The following is a 26,772-nucleotide window of genomic DNA, read 5'->3' on the forward strand; positions in this document are numbered from 1 at the left end:
CAAATTTAATTCTAAAATTATGAAGTCTAACACCAACATTTTTCTTGCTTTACTGCTTTCTTTAGCTTTTATATCGTGCAGTTCTTCTGAAGAAAATCCGAAACCAGATCCAAACACGGGAACAGAAAACGAATATCAGCAATATGGATCCCCATTTGATAAAGTTGCGACCAATGAAGATGCCGTAATTTATCAGGTAAACGTACGTTCTTTCAGTCCAGAAGGAAACTTAAAAGGTGTTCAGAAACGACTTGGAGACATTCAGAAATTAGGTGCAAACGTCATTTATCTAATGCCTATTTATCCTGTTGGAAAAATAAAAATGGCAGGAAAATTAGGTTCTCCTTATTCAATTAAAGACTATAAAGCCGTTAATTCTGATTATGGAAACTTAGAAGACCTTCGCGCTCTAGTTACAGAAGCACACAGCAAAAATATGGCGGTAATTTTAGACTGGGTTGCCAATCATACTTCTTGGGATAATCAATGGATTACAGCACATCCAGACTGGTACCAGAAAGATGCCAGCGGAAACATTACTATTCCGCCAGGAACCAACTGGCAAGATGTTGCACAATTAAATTATACTAATGCAGAAATGAAAAAAGCCATGATCGATGCCATGTCTTATTGGGTTTATAATGCCAATATTGATGGTTTCAGATGTGACGCTGCCGATTTTGTTCCTGTAACTTTCTGGTCAGAAGCAATAACTAAAATCCGTAAAATCAAAAACCAAAGAATGATTTTAATGGCCGAAGGTTCAAGAGCCAATCATTATGATGCTGGATTCGATTATACTTTTGGTTTTGCTTATTTCGGTGCTTTAGAAAAAGTATTCTCAGAAGCGCAGCCTGCAAGTTATCTTCAAACAGAAAGTTCTAAAGAATACGGACAACTAGATGCTTCAAAAAGAATTGTGCGTTACACCACAAATCACGACGTGAATCTTTCTGACGGAACTCCACTTGAGCTTTTTGGAGGCAAAAAAGGTTCTTTAGCGAGCATTTGTAATTGCATCAAGCATGAAATCTGTTCCTATGATTTACAATGGTCAAGAAATTGGCTATAACAAACGCATTGATTATTTTGACAATGTGCCAATAGATTGGTCTACTGCAGATAATGATATGCTTTTAGAATACCAAAAAATAATTGCATTTAGAAATTCGAGTGAAGCACTTCGAAAAGGAAAACTAACGGGCTACAGCAGTAACGATGCAAGTGTTTTTACTATGGAAACTACAACTGATAAAGTCTTAATTGTGGCGAACATTAAAAACAAATCGGTTAAATATACCGCTCCAACAGCTTTGGCCAACACCAATTGGACAGATGCATTAACTGGCAATCCAATTTCTATTGCTTCAGAAATTAATTTAGAAGCTTATCAATACCTTATTCTTAAAAAATAACAAAAGCTTCTTATAATCCTAAGATTTGAAAAAAAGTAAATAACATGAATTTTCAATCCAAAAAAATACAGTTCCAAATTCGTTTGGGCAAAAAACTAGCGTTTTTATTTTTCGTTTGCACCTGCACATTTGCAGTAAAAGCACAAGAAATAATGTCGCCAGACAAAAATCTTTCGCTAAAATTTGAATTGAAAGAAGGCGGAATTCCGTCTTATCAATTATCATACAAACAAAAACCGGTTATTAAACCTAGTTCTTTAGGTTTAGAACTTCAAAATATGCCTTCGTTTTTGGATGGTTTTACCGTTACAAATACAGCACAATCTTCTGTCGATGAAAGTTGGAATCCGGTTTTAGGTGAAGAAAAAACAATTCGCAATCATTACAACGAATTGCTTGTCACTTTAGCGCAAGCGAAAAACAATAACAGATTTATTAGAATCCGTTTCCGTTTATTCAATGACGGATTAGGGTTTCGATATGAATTTCCAAAACAAAATGACCTAAATTATTTTGTAATTAAAGAAGAACGTTCCGAATTCAATTTAGCCGGAAATCACAAAATTTTCTGGATTCCAGGAGATTATGACACCAACGAATATGCTTATACTACTTCAAAGATTTCAGAGATTCCTTCGCTGATGAAAAAAGCCACAATCGAAATCAATTCGCAGTGGCCAATTGCGACATTATCGGTACAAACGCCGTCAATGATGAAGTCTGATGATGGCTTGTACATCAACATTCACGAAGCGGCATTGATTAATTATCCAGCAATGTATCTTGAAGTTGATCCTGTAAACAATAAAATGATTAGTCATTTGGCGCCAGATGCTGTTGGAGCAAAAGGTTATATGCAAACCGATGCACAATCGCCTTGGAGAACTATTGTTGTAAGTGATAAAGCAACAGATATTTTAGCTTCAAAATTAATTCTGAATTTAAATGAACCAACAAGTTACAAAGACGTTTCATGGATTAAACCTGTAAAGTTCATCGGAATTTGGTGGGAATATTTTGTTGCAGGAAGAAGTACGTGGGCTTTTGGAAAAGAAACCAATGTAAAATTAACCGATGATTTTACCAAACTTACTCCAAACGGAAAACATGGAGCCACAACAGAACGTGCAAAAGAATACATTGATTTTGTCGCTCAAAATGGTTTCGATGCAATTCTTATCGAAGGATGGAATATTGGCTGGGAAGACTGGATTAACAACTGGAAAGAAGAAGTTTTTGATTATGTAACAGCTTATCCTGATTTTGATGTAAAAGCGGTTCATGAATATGCCGCTTCAAAAGGAGTGAAAATTATCATGCACCACGAAACTTCTGGTTCTGCAACCAATTACGAAAGACGTTTAGATCGTGCTTTTCAGTTTATGAATGACAACGGTTACGATGCTGTAAAAACAGGTTACGTAGGAAAAATTATTCCTCGTGGCGAACATCACGACGGACAATGGATGGTGAATCATTACATTAATGTTGCCAAACGTGCAGCCGATTATAAAATTATGATTGACAGCCACGAAGCAGTTCGTCCGACTGGATTAAACCGTACTTTTCCAAACTGGATTGCTCAGGAATCTGCACGCGGTACCGAGTTCGAATCTATGGGAGGTTTAGCACCAGATCACACAACCATTTTACCTTTTACAAGATTAATGGGCGGACCGATGGATTACACTCCGGGAATTTTTCAGACCGATCTTTCGTATTATGGAACAGGAAGTACACAACGCGTAAATACCACTTTAGTAAAACAATTGGCATATTATGTAACTATGTACAGTCCGTTGCAAATGGTCGCTGATATTCCTGGAAATTACGAGCGTTTTCCAGATGCATTTCAGTTCATCAAAGACGTTGCCGTAGATTGGGATAACAGTTATATTCTAGAAGCCGAACCGGGAGATTATATTACAATTGCAAGAAAAGCAAAAGGTAAAAACGAATGGTTTATTGGCGGAATCACAGATGAAAATGCAAGAACAGCAAACATTTCATTTGATTATTTACCTGCAGGAAAAAATTTCGTTGCCACTATTTATGCCGATGCTAAAGAGGCCAATTGGAATCAGAATCCACAAAAATATACGCTTACTAAAGTTATCGTAAACTCAAAAACAAAATTAAAACAGTATTTAGCTCCTGGTGGTGGTGTTGCCATCAGCATTAAAGAAGCGACTGCTACAGAATTAAAAGGATTGAAAAAATTATAACTTAAGATTCTAAGGCTCTGAGCCACTAAGTTTCTAAGCTTTTTGCTACGACTCGAGCGATAGCGAACAGGCGAAGCAATTACACGAATTAATACTATTTAAAAAATTAGTGCAATTCGTGGCAAAAAAAAACTATGCTCATTTTTGAGCAAAAAAACTTACTATTTTGAAAACTATTAACCACAAATGTTTGTCGAATTTAAATACAATGCGAGTGAGAATGAATTTTAGTTAAGAAATGCCGACAAGCATGCAAAAAACTACTATTATGAAAATCAAAATTACCCCAAGATTATTTCATATTACCAAAGCATTAATTTGCTTTCTATTATTATTTGCAAGTTCAGTTTATGCGCAAGATCCTCCGCAATATGGAACACCTTTTGCCGGTGTGCCAGACACGAGAGATGTCAATATGTATCAAGTGCATATACGCCCTTTTAGTGCCAACGGAGATTTAGCCGGAGTAACCGCTAGATTAGACAATATAAAAGCATTGGGCACCAATGTTATTTATCTAATGCCTATTTTCCCACATGGCACCGATTCCCGAAGTTCGGCTTCACCTTATTGTATCAAAGATTTTAAAGCCGTTGGATCAGAATATGGATCTTTAGCCGATTTAAGAACTTTGGTTGATGGCGCCCACAGCCGCGGAATGGCAGTAATTCTAGATATTGCCATCAACGGAACTTCTTGGGACAATGTTTGGGTAGCTTCACATCCTGAATATTACAAGAGAACTGGCACAACAATTCAGCAATTAGGAAACTTCTCTGATATTGTTGCGCTTGATCTTAATAGTTCTGCTACAAGAGCAGCCATAAAAGATGCCATGCGTTACTGGATTTTTGTCGCCAATATTGACGGTTACCGTTGCGATTATGCGAATAATCCTCCTTTAGATTTTTGGTCTGAAGTGAATTCAAATCTTCGAAGCATAACTTCTCATAACTTATTGATGTTAGCTGAAGGAGATAGACAAGAAAACTTTCAGGTTGGTTTCGACATGAATTATGGAGACAGATGGTTTCATAGCGGTTTATATGATATTGCTAATGGAGGTCCTGTTTCTCAAAGAATCCAAGATCAGACAACTTATGAATATGCTAAAGCTACTGGAAATCAGCAAATCGTTAGATATACAGGTAATCATGATACCTACACCAATGATGATGGTGTGAGAAGACCATTTGTTGTATTTAAAAATCACAACGGAATTGTTGCCAATTTCTTGGTTTCAGCTTATATGAGAGGAGTTCCTTTTTTAATGAGCGGACAAGAAATAGATTACGAACCAAAAACCGACTGGCCTTGGACAAACTTCAAATTCAACTGGTCACAAAACCCGACTGCTGCAGCCGATTTTGCTAAAATTTTAAACTTTAGAACAACAAGTGCCGCAATCAGACGTGGTGATTTAACAACTTATGCAAATGACGATATTAGTATTTTCACTAAAACATTAGGTTCAGAAAAAGTAATCGTAATGTCGAATTTGAGAAATGCGGCTAAATCATATGTTATTCCAGCAGCTTTGGCAGGAACTTATGTTAATCCTTATAACAATAATGCTTCTGTGACTTTAACTGCAGGTGCTACACGTAATTTTGTTGCTTACGAATATTTAGTTTTAACCAATACAAATGCACCTGTTGTTGCGGTAACAGGAGTTTCTGTTAGTCCAACTACGGTAACTGTTGGTTTAGGATCAACACAGCAATTAAATGCGACAATTGCTCCAGCAAATGCAACCAATCAAAATGTAACTTGGACATCGAGCAATACAGCTGTTGCAACTGTAAATGCTTCTGGTTTAGTTACGGCTGTTGCTGAAGGAACCACAACAATTACGGTTAAAACAGTTGACGGAAATAAAACAGCAACTTCGACTATCGCTGTTGCTGCAATTCCTGTTTCTTCTGTAGCAGTATCTCCTACCTCAGCAAGTTTGTATGCAGGAAATACGCAACAGCTTACAGCGACAATCTCGCCTGCAAATGCAACAAACAAAAATGTAACTTGGAGTTCAAGCAATACTGCAATTGCAACGGTAAATACAAGCGGACTTGTAACAGCAGTTGCTGCAGGAACTGCAACGATTACAGCAACAACACAAGACGGAAACAAAACAGCTTCGGCTACAATTACGGTGAATCCGAATACCAATTTTACGGTTTATTTCTACAAACCATCAAATTGGGGAACTGGAATTAAAATCTACTATTGGAATACTTTACCAACAGGAGTTTTAGCAACCGTAAACTGGCCTGGAGTAAATATGACTGACGCTGGAAACGGCTGGTACAGCTATACTTTTACCAATGTAACTTCGACCAATTTAATTTTCAATGACGGAACAAATCAAACAGCCGATTTAAGCAGAGATAAAAACGGATGGTACATGAACAGCGCTTGGTACGATTCTAATCCAGGAACTGGCGTTGCGGTTACAAGTGTTAGTTTAAGTCCAACGACAGCTTCATTAAATGTTGGCGGAACACAGCAATTAACCCCAACAATTCTTCCTGCAAATGCAACTAATAAATCGGTAACCTATAGTTCAAACAATACAGCTGTCGCAACTGTAAATGCTTCTGGTTTAATTACCGCTGTAGCGAATGGAACAGCAACAATTACCGTTACAACTGTTGACGGAAACAAAACCAGCACTTGTTTGGTATCGGTTACAACAGCTTCAGGAGGAGGAAATTACTACACGATCAAAAACAGATGGACAGGCGCTTATTTATCTGACGCAGGAACAAATACAGGTTACGGAACATCTGTTTCTGGCAACAATTACAAATGGCAAAAAATCGCAATTGATGCCACTTATTTTGTTCTTAAAAACGTAGCAACAGGAGAATTAATGAATATTGAGGGCCAGACAGGAAATGTACAATGTAACATAACCGATACTACTTTCTGGAGCGCGCAATGGTCTAGCGATTACATTGACGGAACTTGGGTTCGTTTAAGAAACAGATGGCAAACCGGAAATATTATTCATATCGAAAACCAAACTGGTGCTGCGCAATACGGAAATTCGCAAGACGGCTGGTACAGCGCTCAATGGCAATTGGAACCAACAACTGTAGGCACATCAAGAATGATTTCAAACGCAGAAGAAGTTTCTGCAACAGAACCAGTAATCGGTATTTACCCAAATCCAGCTACAAACAATGTATTTAATATTTTAATGCCAGAATTAGCAAGTGGAGATACTGCAGAAATTTTCGTTTCTGATTTGAACGGAAGAACTCTTCTAACTGAAAGACTTTCATCTTCAGGGCAAGTAAATCATCATTTATCTTCTGGAATTTATATTGTAAATATTATTTCTAAAGATTTTAATGTGACCAAAAAACTGATTGTTAAATAATTCATTGTAATTTATATATTTAAAGGCATATGAAACTTCATATGCCTTTTTTAGATAAACAATCAAAATGTGGTTTCCCGTATAGATTTCATTATATTATTTCATTTTTTTGCGGGGAAATTTAATCCCTAAATAATGAAAAAAAATTACTCCTATTATCAATCCTTTTGTCTGGACTGACGATATTTACTTCTTGTTCTAGCAATGATTCTGGTGATGACACTCCAGCTGCAGCGGAGCCACTACCTATTGCAATTTCTTCCACTTCTTCTGAAATTCTTACAATTGGAGAAAACTTTGAAATTACGGGAGCCAACTTTTTAAACAAAGATTATCCAACCAAAATTTTTATTAACGGAACAGAGGTAACTGCGAAAGAAATTTCAAACACTAAAATTGTATTATCTATTCCAGATGGTTTAATAACAGGTACTAACACTTTAAGAGTGCAAATAAAAAATGTAAATAGTAGCGTTGTCAATTTTTATAGCATAACAAAGGGATGGACAAAATTAACAACACTTGGAAATTTAGATATCCAGTCATCCAGCGTTCTTGACAATAGTAAAACTATATTTTCGTTTGTAAACAATATTACATCTGATAATGGAAGTTTTTGGGGTGCTCCCAAAAAATTAGAAGCTAAATCTACAGGTTATGAACAAGTTTATATCAATCAGTCTGGAAGTTATGGCGATTTTAGAATGATTGACGATAAAACAGGAGCTTTAACAAATACTATTGCTGGCTTTTTTACTGACAATGGTTTTGAAACACAAAAACGAATTGATGTTGATAATCATTTTAGCCCAGCAATTAATGGTCTAAAAATTGGTTATTTGGACAATAACATTTGTATTCTTACAACAGTGATTAGCGGTCAAATTTACACGGCCGATAAAGGTGCGACAATTACTAAAAGCGATCCTCCTGCTTGGGCTACCATTATTGGCAGCGGCGGAGGTGTAGGAACTAGATTGTCAATTTCAGCTTTTGGAAAATCAGTATCCGACAATAAATTTTATCAGGTTGGAGTACTTTATACTCCTAAAAATGGTGTAAACAATTTAAAAAACGTGATCCTACAATCTGAAACAGGATACAACAACTGGATTGTAAAAGATTCTGTTTCTAAACAAATCAACTCAAAAATATATCCTGCTAGTTACAAGTTTGTAAATATCAATAAAATATTTGGACTAAATAATGAAGATAAAACATTATATGCTTCTACTGATATGCTTCAAACATGGAATCCGGTAAAAACTGACGTAAAAGCTTTTTTTCTTAGAACAGAAACACAATGGTATATTCAATCTGGAGATAAATTGTTTGTAACGAAAAACTCAGGTGCTTCCTGGGAACTAGAACTAGAGCTTCCTGCTGGTTCTGTTATAAATGATATTTCTTTTGCTAAAACTAAAATAATTGTTTCTGGAAATAAAGGTTTACATTATTTAAAATTAGAGTAACAATTTTAATTTAATTATAAAAATGGCGTATAAGATTTATACGCCATTTCTTATTTTATTTTGCCACGACTCCACGACTCGAGCGATAGCGAACAGAAGAAGCAAATTCGTGGCAAATCTTCTTTTAAAACGAATAATTCACAGCAAACCCGAAATTATTATTGAAGGTGATATCGTTTTTTATAACAGCAGGTTTAAACGCTAATCTTTCATCTACATTAAATTGAGATAAAGCCGCATCAACATTAGCATCTATAATGTTTAAAACATAAAAACCAATCATAAACAGAGCCGATAAATCTCTGTTTCTCTGATAGCCTTTTTGGGCCGTAATTAATTGGCTTTCGCTTAAACCAGCCAAAAATTCCGAATCACTTTTTTTCCTTCCAATCTGTTTTTATATTCATCTCTGTACAAATTGTAGCTTTTCTGATTATCAATGTACAAATATGCACTTGTACCTATTGCTCCATAAACTAAAGGAAGTTTCCAATATTTTTTATTGTAGATCTGACCTAAACCTGGTAAAACAGCCGAATAAAATGCAGCCTTTGCAGGACGAAGCGGGTCAATGGTTTCCGATTTTAGAGAATCATTTAAAATGTTTTTATTTTTTCCCTGAGCGAAGATTGTAGTTAATCCTAAGAATAGAAAAAGGAGAATAAATTGGTTCTGCATATAAAGTTGTCTTTGAAAATTTGACTCAAAGAAAACTTTTTAGTTCTAAGATTTTTCTTAAATAAAAGATAAAGAAAGCTTAATTTTTTTATTTGCCACCAATTTCACGAATTCACACGAATTTTTTAAAACAATTATTGCCACAGATTAAAAGGATTTAAATGATTTTTTTAATCTTCATAATCTTTTTAATCTGTGGCAAAAAAATTGGTGTGAATTGGTGCAATTCGTGGCAAACTTTATTTTACTCCTCAAACAATTCCATCAACTCCAGCGCACGTTTTATCGACTTTACATTTTCAAAAGTCAATAACAAACGTAATCCGTTTACGGTTTGTTTTTCTTTCATTTTACAAAGATTACTATGCTTTTGAACGAAATTTAAAACATTCCTAAACTTCACCGATTGATAATAATCTGATTGCTGATCTGAGACGAAATAACCGATCATTTTGCCTTGTTTCAGAACTAATTTCTCGATTCCAACTTTTGTCGCAATCCATTTTATTCTGATGCTGTTTAATAGAGAAACAGCTTGTTTTGGCAACGGACCAAAACGGTCAATTAGTTTTTTCTCAAATTCTTGTAATCCAGCTTCATCTTTTATAGCACCCAATTCGTTATATAAAACCAAACGTTCCGAAACGTTATTGATATATTCATCTGGAAATAAAAGCTCAAAATCGGCATCGATTTGAATGTCTTTTACATACTCTTTGGTATCGATATCATTTTCTTCAGGATACAAATCTTTGAATTCATTTTCCTTCAATTCTTCGATAGCTTCGTTCATGATTTTCTGGTACGTATCAAAACCAATTTCATTAATGAAACCGCTTTGTTCTCCACCTAATAAATCTCCTGCTCCACGAATCTCCAAATCTTTCATCGCAATGTTGAAACCGCTTCCTAATTCGCTGAATTGTTCCAAAGCCTGAATACGTTTTCTCGCATCTTCAGTCATCGACGAATATGGTGGACAAATGAAATAACAAAATGCTTTTTTATTGCTTCGGCCAACACGCCCGCGCATTTGATGCAAATCTGACAATCCAAAATTATTGGCATTATTGATGAAAATAGTGTTCGCATTTGGAACGTCCAGACCACTTTCGATAATGGTTGTTGCCACCAAAACATCGAAATCTCCGTTCATGAAACCTAACATCAGTTCTTCGAGTTTCGCTCCGTCCATTTGCCCGTGTCCGATTCCGACTCTTGCATTTGGAACCAAACGCTGAATCATTCCTGCGACTTCTTTTATATTTTCGATTCGGTTATTGATAAAGAAAACCTGTCCGTTTCTTTGAATTTCATACGAAATCGCATCACGGATAATTTCTTCATTAAAACCAACTACATTCGTTTCAATCGGATATCGATTTGGTGGAGGCGTTGTAATTACAGATAAATCTCGAGCTGCCATTAATGAAAACTGAAGCGTTCTCGGAATTGGCGTCGCAGTCAAAGTCAACGTATCAACATTAGCGAGCAATAGTTTTCAGTTTATCTTTTACGTTTACTCCAAACTTTTGTTCCTCATCAACAATCAGTAAACCAAGGTCTTTAAAAACTACATTTTTGTTAACCAATTGGTGTGTTCCAATAACAATATCTAGTTTTCCTTCGGCTAAATCTTTTAAAGTCTGCGTTTTTTGTTTTGCTGTTCTGAATCGGTTTAAGTAACCAATTGAAACTGGCATATCTTTCAAACGTTCTGAGAAAGTTCGATAATGTTGATAAGCCAGAATCGTTGTCGGAACTAAAACGGCAACTTGCTTACTATTATCAACCGCTTTAAAAGCAAGCACGAATCGCAACTTCTGTTTTTCCAAAACCAACATCACCGCAGACCAAACGATCCATTGGACGATCACTTTCCATATCGGCTTTTACTTCTGCTGTCGATTTGGTTTGATCTGGCGTATCTTCGTAAATAAATGAACTTTCTAATTCATTTTGAAGATAACTATCCGGCGCAAATTGAAAACCTTTTTCTAAACGACGTTTTGCATACAACTGAATCAAGTTGAACGCAATATGTTTTACACGGGCTTTTGTTTTCTGTTTTAAAACTTTCCAAGCGTTCGATCCTAGTTTATATATTTTCGGAGGCGTTCCGTCTTTTCCGTTGTATTTTGAAATTTTATGAAGCGAGTGAATGCTCACATACACAATATCATTATCAGCATAAACCAATTTTATCGCTTCTTGTGTTTTGCCTTCGACTTGAATTTTCTGCAAGCCGCCGAATTTTCCAATTCCGTGATCGATATGCGTTACATAATCGCCAACCGAAAGTGCAGTTAATTCTTTAAGCGTGATATTCTGTTTTTTCGAATACCCGTTTTTGATATTGAATTTATGATAACGCTCAAAAATCTGATGATCGGTATAAGCCGTTATCTGATTTTCTTCATCAATAAAACCTTGGTATAAAGGCAATACAATGGTATGATATTGTTTTCTGATATTTTCTGAATTGGCTTCATCCAAAGATTCAAAAATATCATGAAACCGTTTTGCCTGAGTATCATTCGAACAAAACAGATAATTGACATATCCTTTAAAATGATTGTCGCTTAAATTATTCAGCAATAAATCAAATTGTTTATTGAAAGATGGCTGAGGCTGAATATGAAATTCAAATTTTTTAGTGGTTTTATAAACAGGTCTTGAAGCCAATTCTACAACCGAAAAGTCCAAAGATCTTTTTATAAATGACGCCTGATTTAAAAATAATTGTTCTGGCGTAGCATGTTTTATTTCTTTCGACAATTTTTCAAAAGCTTCTTCTGCTCTTGCAAATTGTTTGTCTAATTGACTAAAAAGTCCTTCGGTATTTTGAATGAAAACAACTGTTTTTTCGGCAATATAATCTAAGAAACTCTCACGGTTTTCCTGAAAAAGTTTATTTTCAACATTTGGGATAATCGTGATTTTTTTATGCGTTTCTACAGATAACTGCGTTTCAACATCAAAAGTTCTTATGCTATCTACTTCGTTTCCAAAAAACTCAATTCTGTATGGGTGATCGTTTGAAAAAGAGAATACATCGACAATTCCTCCACGAACCGAAAATTCGCCAGGTTCTGTAATAAAATCTACTCTTTTAAATTCGTATTCGAATAAAACTTCGTTGATAAAATCAATTGAAATTTTATCGTTCAGCGCCACTTTCAGCGTGTTTTTATCAAGTTCTCTTCTCGTAACTACTTTTTCAAAAAGTGCTTCAGGATACGTAACAATTACGGCTGGTTTTTTTCTTGAGTTAATTCGGTTTAAAACCTCAGCGCGAAGCAGAACATTGGCATTATCAGTTTCATCAATCTGGTACGGACGGCGAAATGACGCTGGATAAAACAATACATCTTGTTCTCCAATCATTTGCTCGAGATCGTTTAGGTAATAAGCCGCTTCTTCTTTGTTGTCTAAAACAATTAGAAAAGGCAATTCTGTTTTCCTGAAAACAGAACGTATAATAAATGAAACAGCAGATCCTAATAATCCGCTGATATTCATTTTTACTTGGTTTCCTTCCAGTAAACTTGATGCAATCTGCTGTGCTTTTGGCAGATTATCGTATGTAGTATATAAGGCGTTTTTACTCAACTTTCTGTATATTATTTTGATCTATTGGCGGAGCAGAACTTGGAATTGCGCGCGTTGTGTCTAACATTTTAAGAAAATCGGCTTCTCCTTCTTCTTTCGGAATCTTAGCTCTCTCAACAATTTTGTCCATTTGTCTTTCTAACGAAATCAGCTCTTTATTGATTTCTTGTATCAAAAACACCACTTTATCATCTGGAATGGTGCTCAAATGAATAAATAAATCCAGCATTTTAATTTTGGTAATCAAAATAGAAATACGGCTTTTAATCTGTGGTTGATTGAATTGAGCCGGAATATTATTGTTTAAAGCCATTGCTTTCTTAGAAATCGCAGTCGATTTTTTCTGAAACGCACCAATGGTTTTTCTAGGCTTTTCTCCAATTTCTTTTATAAACTCGCGCCATTCTGTCCATGAATTCAATTGTGATTCTGAAATTTCATTAATAGGCTCGTCTAGAAAAGTCCAGCCTTTATTTATATTGTTAAAAATAGCTTCTTTCTTTTTTGCCTCTTTTGCATTTTCCGCAAGGCGTTTTTCATTTTCATTTTGGCAAGAAAACAATACAGTTGTCAAAAGCAGAAAAAGAGATATTTTGTATTTCATTTATTAAAATGTTAGGTCGCAAAGTTACGAAGTAAATTTACAATTATGAATTCTGTTTTTATGCTAAAGATTCTATAAATCAAGGTTATTTTTTTCGTCTTTGCTGACGTTAATTAAGACGCTTTTTTCTGTTTTATCCTCTTAAAAAATGAACTTTATTTCAGAAAATAAAAAGGCACAAAGACACACCCCTGTAAAAGTGAATAATCCAACAAAAAAACTTTTAAATTATTGAATTAATAATTTATACTCTAAAAAAACGCATTTGATTACGAAAACGTTATATTTGTCTATCTAAAAATCATGAAAAAATGAATCCAAAAATATTGATCATTGGCGCTTGCGGACAGATCGGAACGGAGCTGACTCAAAAGTCGCGCAAAATATACGGAACAGAAAATGTAATTGCTTCTGACATCCGAAAATTAAATACTGATGTCGTGAATTCGGGACCTTTTGAAGTGGTCAATGCTTTAGATTTTAATCAGATCGAACATTTGGTAGAAGTGCATAAAATTACCGATGTATATCTGATGGTCGCACTTTTATCGGCAACTGCGGAGAAAAATCCAGCTTTTGCTTGGGATTTGAATATGAATTCGCTTTTTCATGTTTTGAATTTAGCTAAAGCCAAAAAGATTCAGAAGATTTTCTGGCCTTCGAGTATTGCTGTTTTTGGACCAACAACTCCAAAAGAAAATACGCCTCAATATACCGTAATGGAGCCTTCTACGGTTTACGGAATCAGTAAACAAGCTGGTGAAAGATGGTGCGAATATTATCATAATATTTATGGTGTTGATGTTCGCAGTATTCGTTATCCTGGTTTAATTAGCTGGTCTACTCCTCCAGGTGGCGGAACTACAGATTATGCAGTTGATATTTTCTATAAAGCTATTGCTGATAAAAAATACGAGTGCTTTTTGTCATCTGAAACCAAAATGCCAATGATGTACATGGATGATGCAATTGATGCAACAATTAATATTATGAAAGCACCGGTTGAGGAAATCAAAATACATTCTTCGTACAATTTGGTCGCTATGAGTTTTACTCCAACCGAAATTGCAAGAGAAATTAAAAAACATATTCCTGAATTTGAGATTACATATAATCCAGACTTCCGCCAGAAAATTGCTGACAGCTGGCCGGCAAGCATTGACGATTCTTCTGCAAGAGAAGACTGGGGATGGAATCATAAATTTGATTTAGAAACTATGACAAAAGATATGCTGGAACATTTGGCATAATCTAAAAACGATAAGATTTTAAAAGCGTGTTATTTCAGAATGACACGCTTTTTTTGTGAAATTTATTATAAGAAAAAATATTCAATACATAATTTCTCTACTTTTGATAACGTTAAACATTAATCAAGTTTATTCTAAAATCATCAATCAAATCACAACAAAATCATCAATCAAATGACAAATTCTTATCATCCTGTCGAGCAGAGCAAAAGAACTGCAATTGTCGACATACTTCGGGGCTGGGCCATATTGGGCGTAGCAATTGGAAATTATTTAGATTTCCTGTACATCGGTATAGAGAAAGAAATTAAACATAGTACTTTCTCTGAAATTCTTCTATACATTAACCGCTATTTATTTGCGGCAAAATCTTGGACATTATTAACTCTTTTATTTGGCTTCGGATTTGCCATTTTAATTAATAACGTGGCTTCTAAAGGAAAAAATCCTATCGCTTTTTTTGCTTGGCGAATGTTTTTGCTATTTATTTTAGCATTTATTAATTCTGCTTTTTGGCTGGGCGACATTTTAAAAGATTATGCCTTTTTAGGACTTGTATTATTGCTTTTTTATAGATGTTCTGCCAAAACTTTAGCTATTATTTCTGGTGTAATTGTACTTACAGTTCCTTTTGTAATGGCTTATGTAAATGGTTTTAAAATTGAGCATCCTGTAATTGCATCAAATCCTGAATATCTAAAACTATATCATTCTGGAAATTGGATTGACTTTTTTAGATTTAACTTGTTAGCTTCATTTTACGAGCAAATTATTATTCCTGGTTATGCTATTACTGCCCATTATGTAATGTTGGGTTGTATGCTTTTTGGTTTCTTACTTCAAAAACTAAACTTTTTCAATCGCTTAAGAGAATTAAAAGGACTTTTAAAAAATATCTGTGTTGTTAGTTTTGCATTGGCTGTCATTATCGGAATTGCATTTAATATGATAATAATATACAAAGTAGAATTTCTAAAAATCTTCCACCCGCTTTACTGGCTGGTTTTAAGTACGATGATTTTTATATCAACTGGAATTTGTCTTTTGTATATCAATGGCAAATTAAAAACGGTTTTCAGCTATTTTAGCGCAGGCGGAAAAATGACATTGACCAATTATATGACTCAAAATATATTGGCAGGTATTATTTTCTCTGGAATCGGATTCGGAATTGCAGATTCAATGCCGTATTGGTTTTACTTTTTCCTTGCTATTTCTGTCTTTATAATTCAACTATTCATTAGCAAATGGTGGCTTTCAAAATACAATTATGGACCAATTGAATGGTTATGGAGATCTGCTAGTTACAGAGAATGGGTTCCGTTTAAAAAAGCACAACCAGAGGTTGTTGCAGATATGAAAATGGTATAAAAACTAGAAAACTGGAATAAACTTGATTATAAAAGAAAAGCCCTTAAATTTAGTTTTAAGGGCTTTTTTTATATCTAAAAGAGAGATTTACTTCACTTCAAAAACGTTATTTGTTTGTTTTACATCAGCCATTAATCCGCTTGGATCGATCGTGATTTTTTTGATTGACGTCTTGTTCTTCTCAATTGTAAAACTATAGTTTTGTTGTGCCCAAGCCCAGTCTTCTAATACTGTTCTTTTTTCGTTCGGGTTTGGATTTGGTTTGATGAAGTTCATCATTCTTAACGGAATATAGAATGTCTCAGATGTTCCGTCTGTATAATCAACTTTTAAATCGATAGGCATTGGCATTCTTCCAATTCTTTCTAAAGAAATTGTTGTTTTTCCTGCATTATCTACCACGTCTTTAATTCCGTAATCAATAGTATTTGTAGTTTGTGTCCAATCAACTAAATACCAATCTAACTCAGCTCCAGAAACTCTTTCTGCTGTTCTTTTGATATCGTTTGGAGTTGGGTGTTTGAATTTAAAATCGTTGAAATATCTTTTAAAGTTGCATCAACATTCTCTTTTCCGATTACATATTCTAATTGAGAAAGGAAAAGGCTTCCTTTAACATAAGAAGAAATACTGTACGGACGGTTTTCATCATAACGATCTCCGTGAGTAGTTTGTGGCTGTTCTTTTCCAGAATTTACTAAACTGTAATACGCTTTATAATTCCCTACAAAAGGGTTTGCCTCTTTTTTATCTCCTTTTAATTCATTCAAAGCACTATCTTCTATGTACGTTGTAAAACCTTCATCCATCCAAGGATGTTTTGATTCGTTTGAAGCTAAAATATGCTGGAACCAAGAGTGTCCTAATTCGTGCGTTGCAGTTCCTAAAATTCCTTCAAGAGTTCCGTTTCCTAGCATTAAAGTACACATTGCGTACTCCATTCCGCCGTCTCCGCCTTGAATAAATGAGTATTGTTTGTATGGATATGCTCCAACTCTTTGGTTGTAATATTCCATTACTTTAACCATTAAAGGCTCTAGCTGTTTCCAGTTTGCAGTTGTTTTTTCGTTGTTTTTGTAAAAGAAATGCAAATCTACACCGTTTGGTCCTTTTACAATATCATGGTTGTATTCTTTATCTGCAGCCCAAGTAAAATCGTGAACATTTGGCGCGATAAAATGCCAAGTAAGTGTTTTTGCTTTTTTAGGATATGTAACAGTTACACCTTCATCTTGGTAACCATGTCCGATAGAATTTTTGTCTTGTAAATATCCAGAGCCTCCAATTGTGTAGTCTTTATCGATTGTAATTTTTACATCAAAATTACCCCAAACTCCATGAAATTCTCTTGCGATATACGGATCTGCATGCCATCCTTCGAAATCAAATTCGGCTAGTTTTGGATACCATTGTGACATAGAAAGTTCTACTCCTTCAGAATTGTTTCTTCCAGAACGGCGAATTTGAACTGGAACTTGTCCATCAAAATCTAATGTAAAAGTTGTTTTAGAATTTGGCAAAATTGGTTTAGCCAAAGTTACTTCTAAGATTGTTCCAGAAACTCTAGTTTGAGCTACAGCACCATCTTGTTTAAAGTTTGTAATTTTTAGATAACCTGTTTCGTTTGGTTTTAAAGTTTCAATACGGCTTTGTTTTATTTCTTTTCCGTCGGCTCCTTTAACTTTGTTTACCATTCTTCCGTCTGGATCTTTAATAAAATGAAGACGTGCATCCATTTCGCTTCCTGGCTGAAAGGCATTTGGATATAAATGATAGAATACTTTTTTCAACGTATCAGGAGAATTATTGGTATATACCAATTCTTGTTTTCCTTTGTACTGATAGTTTTTTACATCCATCGAAACCTCCATTTTATAGTCAGCGTGCTGCCGCCAATATGGAGCGCTTTGTGCAAAAGCCGAGTTAAAGCCTAAGCTTAGGAAAGAAAGTAAAATAATTTTTCGCATGTTTATATGTAATAGAAAATGGAAGAGCGTTAGCCCTTCCATTGGATTAATCGTTTATTATAGTTTATTTTTTAGACATCTTTTCTGCCATTAATAAAGCATTGTAAGCATTTACCATCTTTGCTGTTTTTGATGATTCTATAGAAGAAACGGCTGGTGTTTTTTCGTTAGGATTTTCGCTTTTCCCTAAAACAACCATTGAAGGAAGGGCAACTCCAGAGTCCATTAAAATCTTTTTAACTTGAGCCGCTTTTAATTTCGGATAGTAAGAACGAATTAACGCCGCAACACCTGCTGCATTTGGAGATGCCATTGATGTTCCTTGTAAGTATTTGTATTTATTGTTTGGAACTGTTGCATAAATTTCTTCACCTGGAGCAAAAACGTCTACGTTTATTTTTCCGAAGTTTGAAAATGAAGCTACAACATTTTCTCCGTATGATTTATTAATCGCTCCAATTGTAATTAAATTACTTGCAAATTCTTTTACATTGTCTTTAGAGTCGTTTGGATAATTGATGTTTTTTATTTCGTCAATATTATAACCATCGTTACCTGCAGCATGAACAATTAAAACGTCTTTCTTTTCTGCATATTTAATAGCATCATAAACCCATTCTTTGTGTGGAGAGAAGCTTTTTCCGAAACTTCCGTTAATTACTTTTGCTCCGTTATCTACTGCGTAACGAATGGCTAAAGCAATATCTTTATCGTACTCATCTCCGTCTGGCACGGCTCTAACAGTCAAAATTTCAACGTTATTTGCTACTCCGTCTCCTCCTAAATTATTTCCTCTAATTTGAGCAATAATTCCGCAACGTGAGTTCCGTGAAGTGCTTTTTCTTTGTCTGGACCAAAAACAACATTATTTCCATAATGGTTGTTTTTAATATCTTCTGGATTATCTCCTACGATTTTTCTTCCGTCGTAATCTTTGTTTAAATTGTATTTTAACTGATCTTCAACTTGCTCGCTGTATTCAGTCAATTCAGATTCTGGATCAAAAGTTGGTCCCGCATTAGTAAAAATCTGAGTCATAATTGCTTTACTTCTTGCCACTTTTGGATCTGTTGAAGTAATTGCGCTTAAATCTTCGAGTTTATAATCTGATTTATTAAGCTCTTTTTTAATTGTATTATGAACATCAAGTAAAAAATCTGCTTGCTGTTTGTCTTGAAGAGCCTCTTCATACTTTTTAGTATATTCTGCTAAAGCGAGCTTTGTATTCTGGAGAACCATCATCGGCTTTTTTTACGATGCGAGTCAATTCTAGATTTTCGTGAACAGCATCTCCAAGAAAATTCCATCCATGAACATCATCGATAAATCCGTTTTTATCATCATCGATTCCGTTTCCTGGAATTTCTTTTTTATTAGTCCAAATCATTCCTTGTAAGTCTTCGTGCTCGATATCTACACCAGAGTCTACGATTCCTACAATTACTTTCTGCCCTTTTTTACCTTGTAATAGTTCGGCATAAGCTCTATCAACGCTCATTCCTGGAATTGAGTCTTTTATCAAATCAAGATGGCTCCATCTTTTTAATTCGTTTTCGCTAAGAGGAGCTTTTTTTACAACTGTTGTAGGTGCTGTAATAAACTCTTTTGAAGTAGAAACCTGCGCTTGAACTGTAGCGCTACATCCTGCTAAAACAAGTAGTGCAAAAGCAGATAATTTAAGAGGTTTTATATGACTCATGTATCTATATTATAAGTAAAGTTAAAAGATGGGTCTAAATTATGCTTTTTTGTTACAAAAAACTAACTGTTAACAATGTGTTATGAAATTTTGACGAAAATTACTCAAAACTATACGATTTGCAAACATTTACGAATCAAACCATTAGAAATAGGGGTTTGATAAACTAAAAATATATTTTTTGCATGTATTTGTTGTTGAATGATGAAAAAATCAACAAAAAATATATTGCTTACGGCTTCCCGTAAAGATTATTCCTTTAATTATCTTATAATTGCGCGACTGAATTCTAAATTTTTTCTATGAAAGCAAAACTACTCTTATTGCTGTTTCTGGCAACTTTTTCTACTTACGCACAAACCAATCTAGTTTCCAACGGAGGACTAGAATCTTGGGGATCTGGCCCTTCAATCATAGGCTGGACCATAGCAAACAATGTTACTCGCAATTTGACCAGTTATAACGGATCATTTAGTGCAGAATTGTCTTATGTAAGTGCTTCCCCTAAAATTACGACACAAGTTCCGTTACAGGCAGGCGTTACGTATAAGATTAAGTTCAAATACAAGTATGTAGATAATAATTATGATGGGACCCATCCTATTGCATTAAATATCTCACAAAACGGAAGTTCTAGTACTTTATCTACAAGTACTTTTGCGACTAATAATTCGTGGACCGAAAAGGAAGCAACTTTTACTCCAGATGCTAATCTTTCTTACGATTTATCTATTTCTACTTTTAGTTTTGATAGTGCTCCTTTTTCTGTTTTAATAGACCATGTTCAGGTATATGTAGAAGGAACAGAACAATACACGAAAATCCCTGATGTGAATTTTGAAAATAAATTGATCGCTTTAGGTATTGATTCTGGAGTTGCTGATGGGAAAGTACTAACTAATGATATCAATTCGATAACAATATTAGATGTTTCAAGTTCTGATATTACTGATTTAACAGGTATTGAAGATTTTACCTCTTTAACTCAATTATATACTATGTCAAATAAATTGACATCATTAGATGTATCTAACAATTTAGAATTAACGACATTGAGATGTGATTCAAATGGTACTATAACAAGTTTGAATATTTCTAAAAACACTAAACTTATAAATTTGTTTTGCGGCAACAACCAAATTACAAGTTTAAACCTTTCTAATCTTACAAACTTAATAGATCTATACTGCTATGAAAATCAATTAAGCAGTCTAGATCTTTCTACAAATACAAATTTACAATATCTGTATGCAAACAGAAACCTTCTGACATCATTGGATCTGAGTAAAAACACACTTTTAAATACCTTGTATTGTCAAGATAATAGTAGGCTTGAAACCTTAAATCTTCAAAATGGAAACAATACTTTACTTAAAAAATTAAACTTAACATACACTCCAAGTTTATATTGTATTTTAGTTGATGATGTTGCTTATTCTGACACCAATTGGAGCTCATACAAACCAAATAATGTTGCTTTCTCGACAGTTTGCCAAACTCCTGAGTATCTTTTAATACCAGATCCAGAACTTGAGAAAGCTTTAATAGCTAATAATGTTGATGGTGTAGTTGATGGTAAGGTTATAAAATCTAAAGTTTTAGCTACCGAAACCTTATACTTAAATATCACTACTGTAACCGATTTGACAGGTTTAGAATATTTTGAAAATTTAAAAAAATTAGATCTTTCAACAAGTGGAGGATCTACTGCTATTAATAAAATTGATCTAGCCCCTTTTACTCAACTGACGTCTTTTGCAAGCAGATTTACTAATTTGTCTGAAATTAATGTGTCTAAAAACGTAAATCTTAAGGATTTAGATTTAAATAGTAATAAGCTTACAAAAATTGATGTTAGCTCAAATTTAGCTTTAGAAAATTTATCCATTTCAAGAAACTCAATAAGCGAGCTAAATGTTACAAAAAACATCGCTTTAAAGATGTTAAATACTATCGAAAATCCTTTAACGGAAATAAACGTTTCTAATAATACTGCACTGCAAGAACTTTACTGTTATTATAACAGGCTTAAAACGTTAGACGTTACGAACAATCCTAATTTACAAGTTTTAAATGCAGAACTTAACGATTTGAAATTATTAGATGTTTCTAAAAACTTACAGTTATTAACTCTTAATGTCGATCAAAACGACATAAGATCTTTAGATGTATCTAAAAATACTGTACTAACAAAATTTACTTGTGGTTATAATAATAACTTAATTTATTTGAACGTTAAAAATGGTAATAATAAAAATTTCATAACTAACATAAATAATTATAGAGGTTTTCGAAGTACTAATTTAAGCTGTATTGAAGTTGATGATGTTGACTATTCTAATACCAACTGGTCAACACTTAAAGATAGCAACGCTAGCTATTCTACTTCTTGCGATGTTGTATTGGCATATACCGCAATTCCTGACGCGAACTTTGAAGAGGCGTTAATTTTACAAGGAATTGATAAAGATGGCAAAAATGGAAAAGTTTTAACTTCTGATATCCTTAACGTTACATCTTTAAATGTATCTAACAACAATATTAAAGATCTAAAGGGAATTGAAGATTTTACGTCTTTAACTTCATTAGATTGTTCTAAAAACAATTTGACAGCAGTAAATGTTGAAAAAAATACACTTTTAACGCAACTTAAAGCTAGCAACAATAATCTTTTTGATTTAAACGTATCAAAAAACACAAAACTAACCAATCTAAGTGTAAGTTTTAATAAAATAGTAAGTTTAGATCTTTCTAAAAATACCATTCTAAAAGAGGTAGACGCAGCTTCTAATAACCTGCACAATCTTAATTTAAAGAATGGCAACAACGTAAACATGCAACGTATGATTTTTGGAAATTTCACCGAAAATCCTCATTTAGCTTGTATCGAAGTCGATGATGTCGCCTTTTCTGAAGCAAACTGGATCGCAAAAGATGCAACTGCAAATTATTCAACTCAAGCTTGCCCTTTAAACGAACAGCAAACTTTAATTCCTGACTTAGCTTTTGAAAGAATATTAATTGCTAAAGGTTTAGACACAGATGGTGAAAACGGAAAAGTGCGCACTTTAAATATTTCAAATTTAAATAGTTTGAGTTTAAATGATAGCAATAATAAAATTTCTGACCTAACAGGTATTCAAGACTTTAGATCTCTAATTTCATTAGAGGCAAATGATAATAATATTACAACGGTTGACCTTTCTAAAAATACCGAATTGATTGTTTTAAATCTTGATCGTAATAAATTAACATCAATTGATTTATCAAACAATACTCGATTATGGTATGTGACTACAAGAGACAATCAATTAACAACGTTAGACATTTCTAGGAATTTAGAATTAGAAAGCTTAAATATTAACGGTAATCAATTAACCGCTTTAAACGTTTCTAAAAACACTAGACTAAGCGGTTTATCTGCAAACTATAATAAATTGGCAGATATTAATTTAGTCGCAAATACAAAATTGAGTTCTTTGTCTATTGATGGCAATTTGCTAGCTTCTTTAGATGTTTCGAACAATGTATTTCTAACTCAAATATTATGTTCTGGTAATGAAATAACAACTTTAGATTTATCTAAAAACACTAAACTAACATCTATAAATGTTGCTAATAATAAGTTATTCAAGCTAAATATTAAAAATGGTGCAAACAATTTGATTAATACAGCTTATTATTTCAGCTTCATAAATAACCCTTATTTAAAATGTATTCAGGTTGACGATGCAGATTTTTCTAATACAAATTGGAGCAAAATAAAAGATGATGCTACAGTTTACTCATCTGATGCTTGTCCAGACGCAGAACCTTTTACACTAATTCCTGATGCTAATTTTGAAAATAAATTAATCGCTCTTGGAATTGACAAAGATGGTCCAAACGGAAAAGTTGCCACTTACAATATTGATAGTTTAACTTCTCTAAATGTATCAAAAAGCAATATTTCTGACTTGACAGGATTACAAGATTTTAAGGCCTTAACTTCCTTAGAAGCTTCAGACAACAAATTGACAGCTATTAATATTTCGAAAAATACATCGCTGACCAATTTAAATGTTAGCAAAAACCAATTGACTTCTTTAGACATTTCTGCAAATTACTTATTAGCTACCGTAGACTGTAGCGCAAATAGTATTGCAACTTTAAATCTTTCTCAGAGCAACTTTTTAAGTGATTTGAACTGCAGTAATAATAAAATTACAACATTAGACCTTTCTTATCTTTATGGATTAACTAATTTAAATTGCGACAATAATGCTATTACTGCTTTGAATCTTTCTAGAAATAGTAAGTTAACTGTTTTAAGCGCAAGCATTAATAAATTAGAAAGTTTAGATGTTTCTAAAAATACTGCTTTAAAAGAAATTGACTGTGCAGGTAATGAGCTATATAACTTAAACTTGAAAAACGGAAACAATGTTAATATGGAAAGAGTGATTTTTGGAAATTTCACACAAAATCCAAACTTGCTTTGTATTCAAGTAGATGATGTCTGCATTCTCAAATGATAAATGGATCGCAAAAGATGCAACTGCAACATACTCTACTGAAGCTTGTCCGCTAAACGGAAAGTTCACTTTAATTCCTGATCCAAATTTTGAAAAATTATTAATTGCCAAAAACATTGATAAAGATGGCGAAAATGGAAAAGTTTTAACTTCAAGTATTGAGAAAATAACATACTTAGATCTTACCGACACCAACCTAAAAGTATCTGATTTAACAGGTATTCAAGCCTTTAAATCTTTAGCAACTTTATACTGTTCTTCTGCCAATTTAACTTCTGTAGATTTATCTAAAAACGTAAACTTGGAAGACGTTAACTTATCAAATAATAAATTAACTTCTTTAGATTTATCTGCTAATATAAATTTAACAAACGTAGCAAGATATTATAATGAACTAACCAGTGTAGATGTTTCTAAAAATACAGCTTTAAAAACTTTAAGTATTTACAGAAACAATTTGACTAGTTTGAATATTTCTAAAAATACCGCATTAACAAGTTTAGATGCTGGTAATAATCAGTTAAACACTTTAGATCTTAGCACAAACATAAATCTGACAAAAATAGATGTTTATAATAATCAGCTAACTTCTTTAGATTTTTCTAAAAATCCGCTTCTAAAAGGGATAAGAATTACTAGCAATAAGATTGAAAACATAAATGTATCTAATCTAAATGCTTTAACATCATTATTGGCAAGTTACAATCAACTTAGTACGATTGACGTTTCTAGAAATACCGGATTGCTTGTCCTGGAAGTTTCTAATAACAAATTAAATACTATTGATGTTTCCCCAAATACAGCCATTACTTCGTTAGATGTTTCGAAAAATCAATTAAAAACTTTAGACATCTCAAAAAACACAGCTTTGGTTGGTCTTTATGCAAATGATAACCAATTAACAAGTTTGGATTTAAGAAATGGAAAAAATACTTTGATTAAAAATTACAATCTATCTCTTACTGGTAACTCGCAATTATATTGCATTCTTGTTGATGATGTTGCTTATTCAAATTCAAATTGGTCTAGTAACAAAGATGCAATTGCTAAATACAACACAGAATGTACTGGCGAGTTAGTTTTAGCTTCAAACAACTTTACTGTAGAAACTAAAGGAGAATCTTGTTTAGGCGAAAATAATGGAGAGATTAGCATTGTTGGAAAAGCTTCTTTTGCTTACAATGCAATGATAAACGACAAGCCTTATACGTTTACAAATAATGCTTTAAAAATTACTGCATTAACTCCAGGTGTTTACAAAATTAAGATCACTATTCCTGACATGATTTTTGAGCAAAACTTTAATGTAACCATTCAAAAAGGTGCAACAATTACAGGAAAATCTAATGTATCGGCTAAGAATGTAGAAGTTGAAATTACAGAAGGAACTGCTCCTTTTACAGTATTTATTGATGGCGCAGAACAATTCCAGACAACAGACAAGAATTTTACAGTTTCTTTAGACAAAGCCGCATTAGTCGAAGTGGCTACTGCCAAAGCTTGTGAAGGTGTTTTTGCTAAAAAAGTTACTTCTTATGAACTAGGAACTATACTTGCAGACTTACCCTAACCCTACTACAGGAACTATTGAAATCGAAATTCCAAGTACTAAAACTGAAATTGCAATTGAATTGTACAATTTTGGCGGTCAATTAGTTTCTCACGGAACTTATAATATTGAAAGCGGAAAAGCTCTTTTAAATCTTGAAAAATTACCTTCAGGAATTTATCTCGCCAAAATCAATTTAGACACTCCAGAATACGTTAAAATCATAAAAAAATAAAAAATGAAGAATTCTATATATCTTTCAATAATCTGTTTAGTATTTGCAGCCTGCGGAAGCGGAGGTGGAGATGATCCTGTCACTCCACCAGTAGTAAATACAGCTCCTACAGTGCCAGTATTAAGCCTTCCTGCAGATAATAAATTATGTTTAGACAATAATGTTTCTTTTCAGTGGAACGCTTCAACCGACGAACAAAAAGACGCTATTGTTTATCAGATTCAAATTGCAAAAGACAATGCATTTAGTCAAATTGTGAGTACGTTGGATAATTCGTCTCTTTCAACAAGCGCTTTAGCTTTAGACAAAAACACAGCTTATTACTGGAGAGTTAAAGCAACAGACAGCAAAGGTCTGTCTAGTGCTTATTCTTCCACTTTTAAATTTTATACTGCTGGTGTCGCTGTTGTCAATCATTTGCCTTTTGCTCCGGCGTTAATTTCTCCAGAAATGAATGTTGCTTTGAGCACAACAACTGCAAGTTTGCAATGGAATGCATCAGATGTTGATACAGCAGATGTACTTACCTATGACGTTTATTTCGGAACGGCAAATCCGCCAACTGAAAAAGTAAGTGATAGCAAATCTGAAAAAACTGTTGATGTTACAATAGAACCAGGAAAACAATATTACTGGCAAGTAACGGTCAAAGACAATAAAGGTGGCGAAACCGTAGGCCAAGTTTGGAAATTTAAAACCAACTAAACTTAAGAATTACAATTAGTTAAAGATAAAAAAGTTCCATTTTCTAAATACTGAAAATGGGACTTTTTTATTTTTTGTAAATGATCTATTT

The 26,772-nt window shown here is 33.6% G+C and carries 12 protein-coding genes and 4 pseudogenes; 11 read left to right on the forward strand and 5 right to left on the reverse strand.

Translation table 11 applies throughout. The annotated features are described in order from the left end of the window. Window positions 1–19: 19 nt before the first annotated feature. The 5 genes from P5P87_RS15560 to P5P87_RS15580 all read left to right on the forward strand — a co-directional run bounded on the left by P5P87_RS15560 (window position 20) and on the right by P5P87_RS15580 (window position 8,497). A complete protein-coding gene (locus tag P5P87_RS15560; protein WP_278019859.1) occupies window positions 20–1,072 on the forward strand; it encodes an alpha-amylase family glycosyl hydrolase in 1,053 nt (350 codons plus the stop codon). After that, window positions 1,026–1,415, forward strand: coding sequence for a hypothetical protein (locus tag P5P87_RS15565; RefSeq protein ID WP_278019860.1), 390 nt, complete (start codon window positions 1,026–1,028; stop codon window positions 1,413–1,415). Before P5P87_RS15560 ends, P5P87_RS15565 begins: the two co-directional genes overlap by 47 nt. Before the next feature lie 152 nt (window positions 1,416–1,567). After that, window positions 1,568–3,640: a glycoside hydrolase family 97 protein gene (locus tag P5P87_RS15570; RefSeq protein ID WP_278019861.1), complete on the forward strand. Its 2,073-nt coding sequence runs from the start codon at window positions 1,568–1,570 to the stop codon at window positions 3,638–3,640. A 268-nt stretch (window positions 3,641–3,908) separates the two neighbouring features. Beyond that, window positions 3,909–7,025 (forward strand): Ig-like domain-containing protein, encoded by a 3,117-nt coding sequence (locus P5P87_RS15575; protein WP_278019862.1) that lies wholly within the window; start codon window positions 3,909–3,911, stop codon window positions 7,023–7,025. Window positions 7,026–7,192: 167 nt separating this feature from the next. Further along, window positions 7,193–8,497 (forward strand): IPT/TIG domain-containing protein, encoded by a 1,305-nt coding sequence (locus tag P5P87_RS15580; protein ID WP_278019863.1) that lies wholly within the window; start codon window positions 7,193–7,195, stop codon window positions 8,495–8,497. A gap of 124 nt (window positions 8,498–8,621) precedes the next feature. Here the strand turns inward: P5P87_RS15580 and P5P87_RS15585 are convergent. From P5P87_RS15585 to P5P87_RS15595, 3 genes and pseudogenes are all read right to left on the reverse strand, one after another. Continuing rightward, window positions 8,622–9,175: pseudogene (locus P5P87_RS15585) on the reverse strand (DUF5683 domain-containing protein). A gap of 244 nt (window positions 9,176–9,419) precedes the next feature. Beyond that, window positions 9,420–12,787 (reverse strand): annotated as a pseudogene (mfd, locus tag P5P87_RS15590) (transcription-repair coupling factor). After that, window positions 12,780–13,391, reverse strand: a complete 612-nt coding sequence (locus P5P87_RS15595) for a hypothetical protein (protein ID WP_198854902.1) — start codon at window positions 13,389–13,391, stop codon at window positions 12,780–12,782. Before P5P87_RS15595 ends, mfd begins: the two are co-directional and overlap by 8 nt. 311 nt (window positions 13,392–13,702) lie before the next feature. On the opposite strand from P5P87_RS15595, the gene P5P87_RS15600 reads away from it, so the two are divergent. After that, window positions 13,703–14,641 (forward strand): L-threonine 3-dehydrogenase, encoded by a 939-nt coding sequence (locus P5P87_RS15600; protein ID WP_278019864.1) that lies wholly within the window; start codon window positions 13,703–13,705, stop codon window positions 14,639–14,641. A gap of 174 nt (window positions 14,642–14,815) precedes the next feature. Beyond that, window positions 14,816–16,012 carry a DUF418 domain-containing protein gene (locus P5P87_RS15605; RefSeq protein ID WP_198854904.1) on the forward strand — a complete coding sequence of 399 codons (1,197 nt, stop codon included), beginning with the start codon at window positions 14,816–14,818 and terminating at the stop codon, window positions 16,010–16,012. An 87-nt stretch (window positions 16,013–16,099) separates the two neighbouring features. On the opposite strand, the pseudogene P5P87_RS15610 reads toward P5P87_RS15605, so the two are convergent. Next, window positions 16,100–17,979 (reverse strand): annotated as a pseudogene (locus P5P87_RS15610) (M1 family metallopeptidase). A 64-nt stretch (window positions 17,980–18,043) separates the two neighbouring features. After that, a pseudogene (locus P5P87_RS15615) lies at window positions 18,044–19,678 on the reverse strand (S8 family peptidase). Window positions 19,679–19,980: 302 nt separating this feature from the next. Between P5P87_RS15615 and P5P87_RS15620 the strand changes: the two are divergent. The 4 genes from P5P87_RS15620 to P5P87_RS15635 are packed head-to-tail and all read left to right on the forward strand — an operon-like array spanning window position 19,981 to window position 26,681. Next, window positions 19,981–24,192 carry a carbohydrate binding domain-containing protein gene (locus tag P5P87_RS15620; protein ID WP_278019865.1) on the forward strand — a complete coding sequence of 1,404 codons (4,212 nt, stop codon included), beginning with the start codon at window positions 19,981–19,983 and terminating at the stop codon, window positions 24,190–24,192. Then, entirely contained in the window at window positions 24,170–25,762 is a 1,593-nt protein-coding gene (locus P5P87_RS15625) for a leucine-rich repeat domain-containing protein (protein WP_278019866.1), read from the forward strand. Before P5P87_RS15620 ends, P5P87_RS15625 begins: the two co-directional genes overlap by 23 nt. Beyond that, window positions 25,746–25,976, forward strand: a complete 231-nt coding sequence (locus P5P87_RS15630) for a T9SS type A sorting domain-containing protein (protein WP_278019867.1) — start codon at window positions 25,746–25,748, stop codon at window positions 25,974–25,976. Before P5P87_RS15625 ends, P5P87_RS15630 begins: the two co-directional genes overlap by 17 nt. A 3-nt stretch (window positions 25,977–25,979) precedes the next feature. After that, complete coding sequence (locus P5P87_RS15635) at window positions 25,980–26,681, forward strand: glycoside hydrolase family 78 protein (RefSeq protein WP_198854908.1); 702 nt, start codon at window positions 25,980–25,982, stop codon at window positions 26,679–26,681. The last annotated feature ends 91 nt before the right edge of the window (window positions 26,682–26,772 follow it).

The sequence above is a fragment of the Flavobacterium ginsengisoli genome, from assembly GCF_029625315.1.
In the GTDB taxonomy this organism is placed as follows: domain Bacteria; phylum Bacteroidota; class Bacteroidia; order Flavobacteriales; family Flavobacteriaceae; genus Flavobacterium; species Flavobacterium ginsengisoli.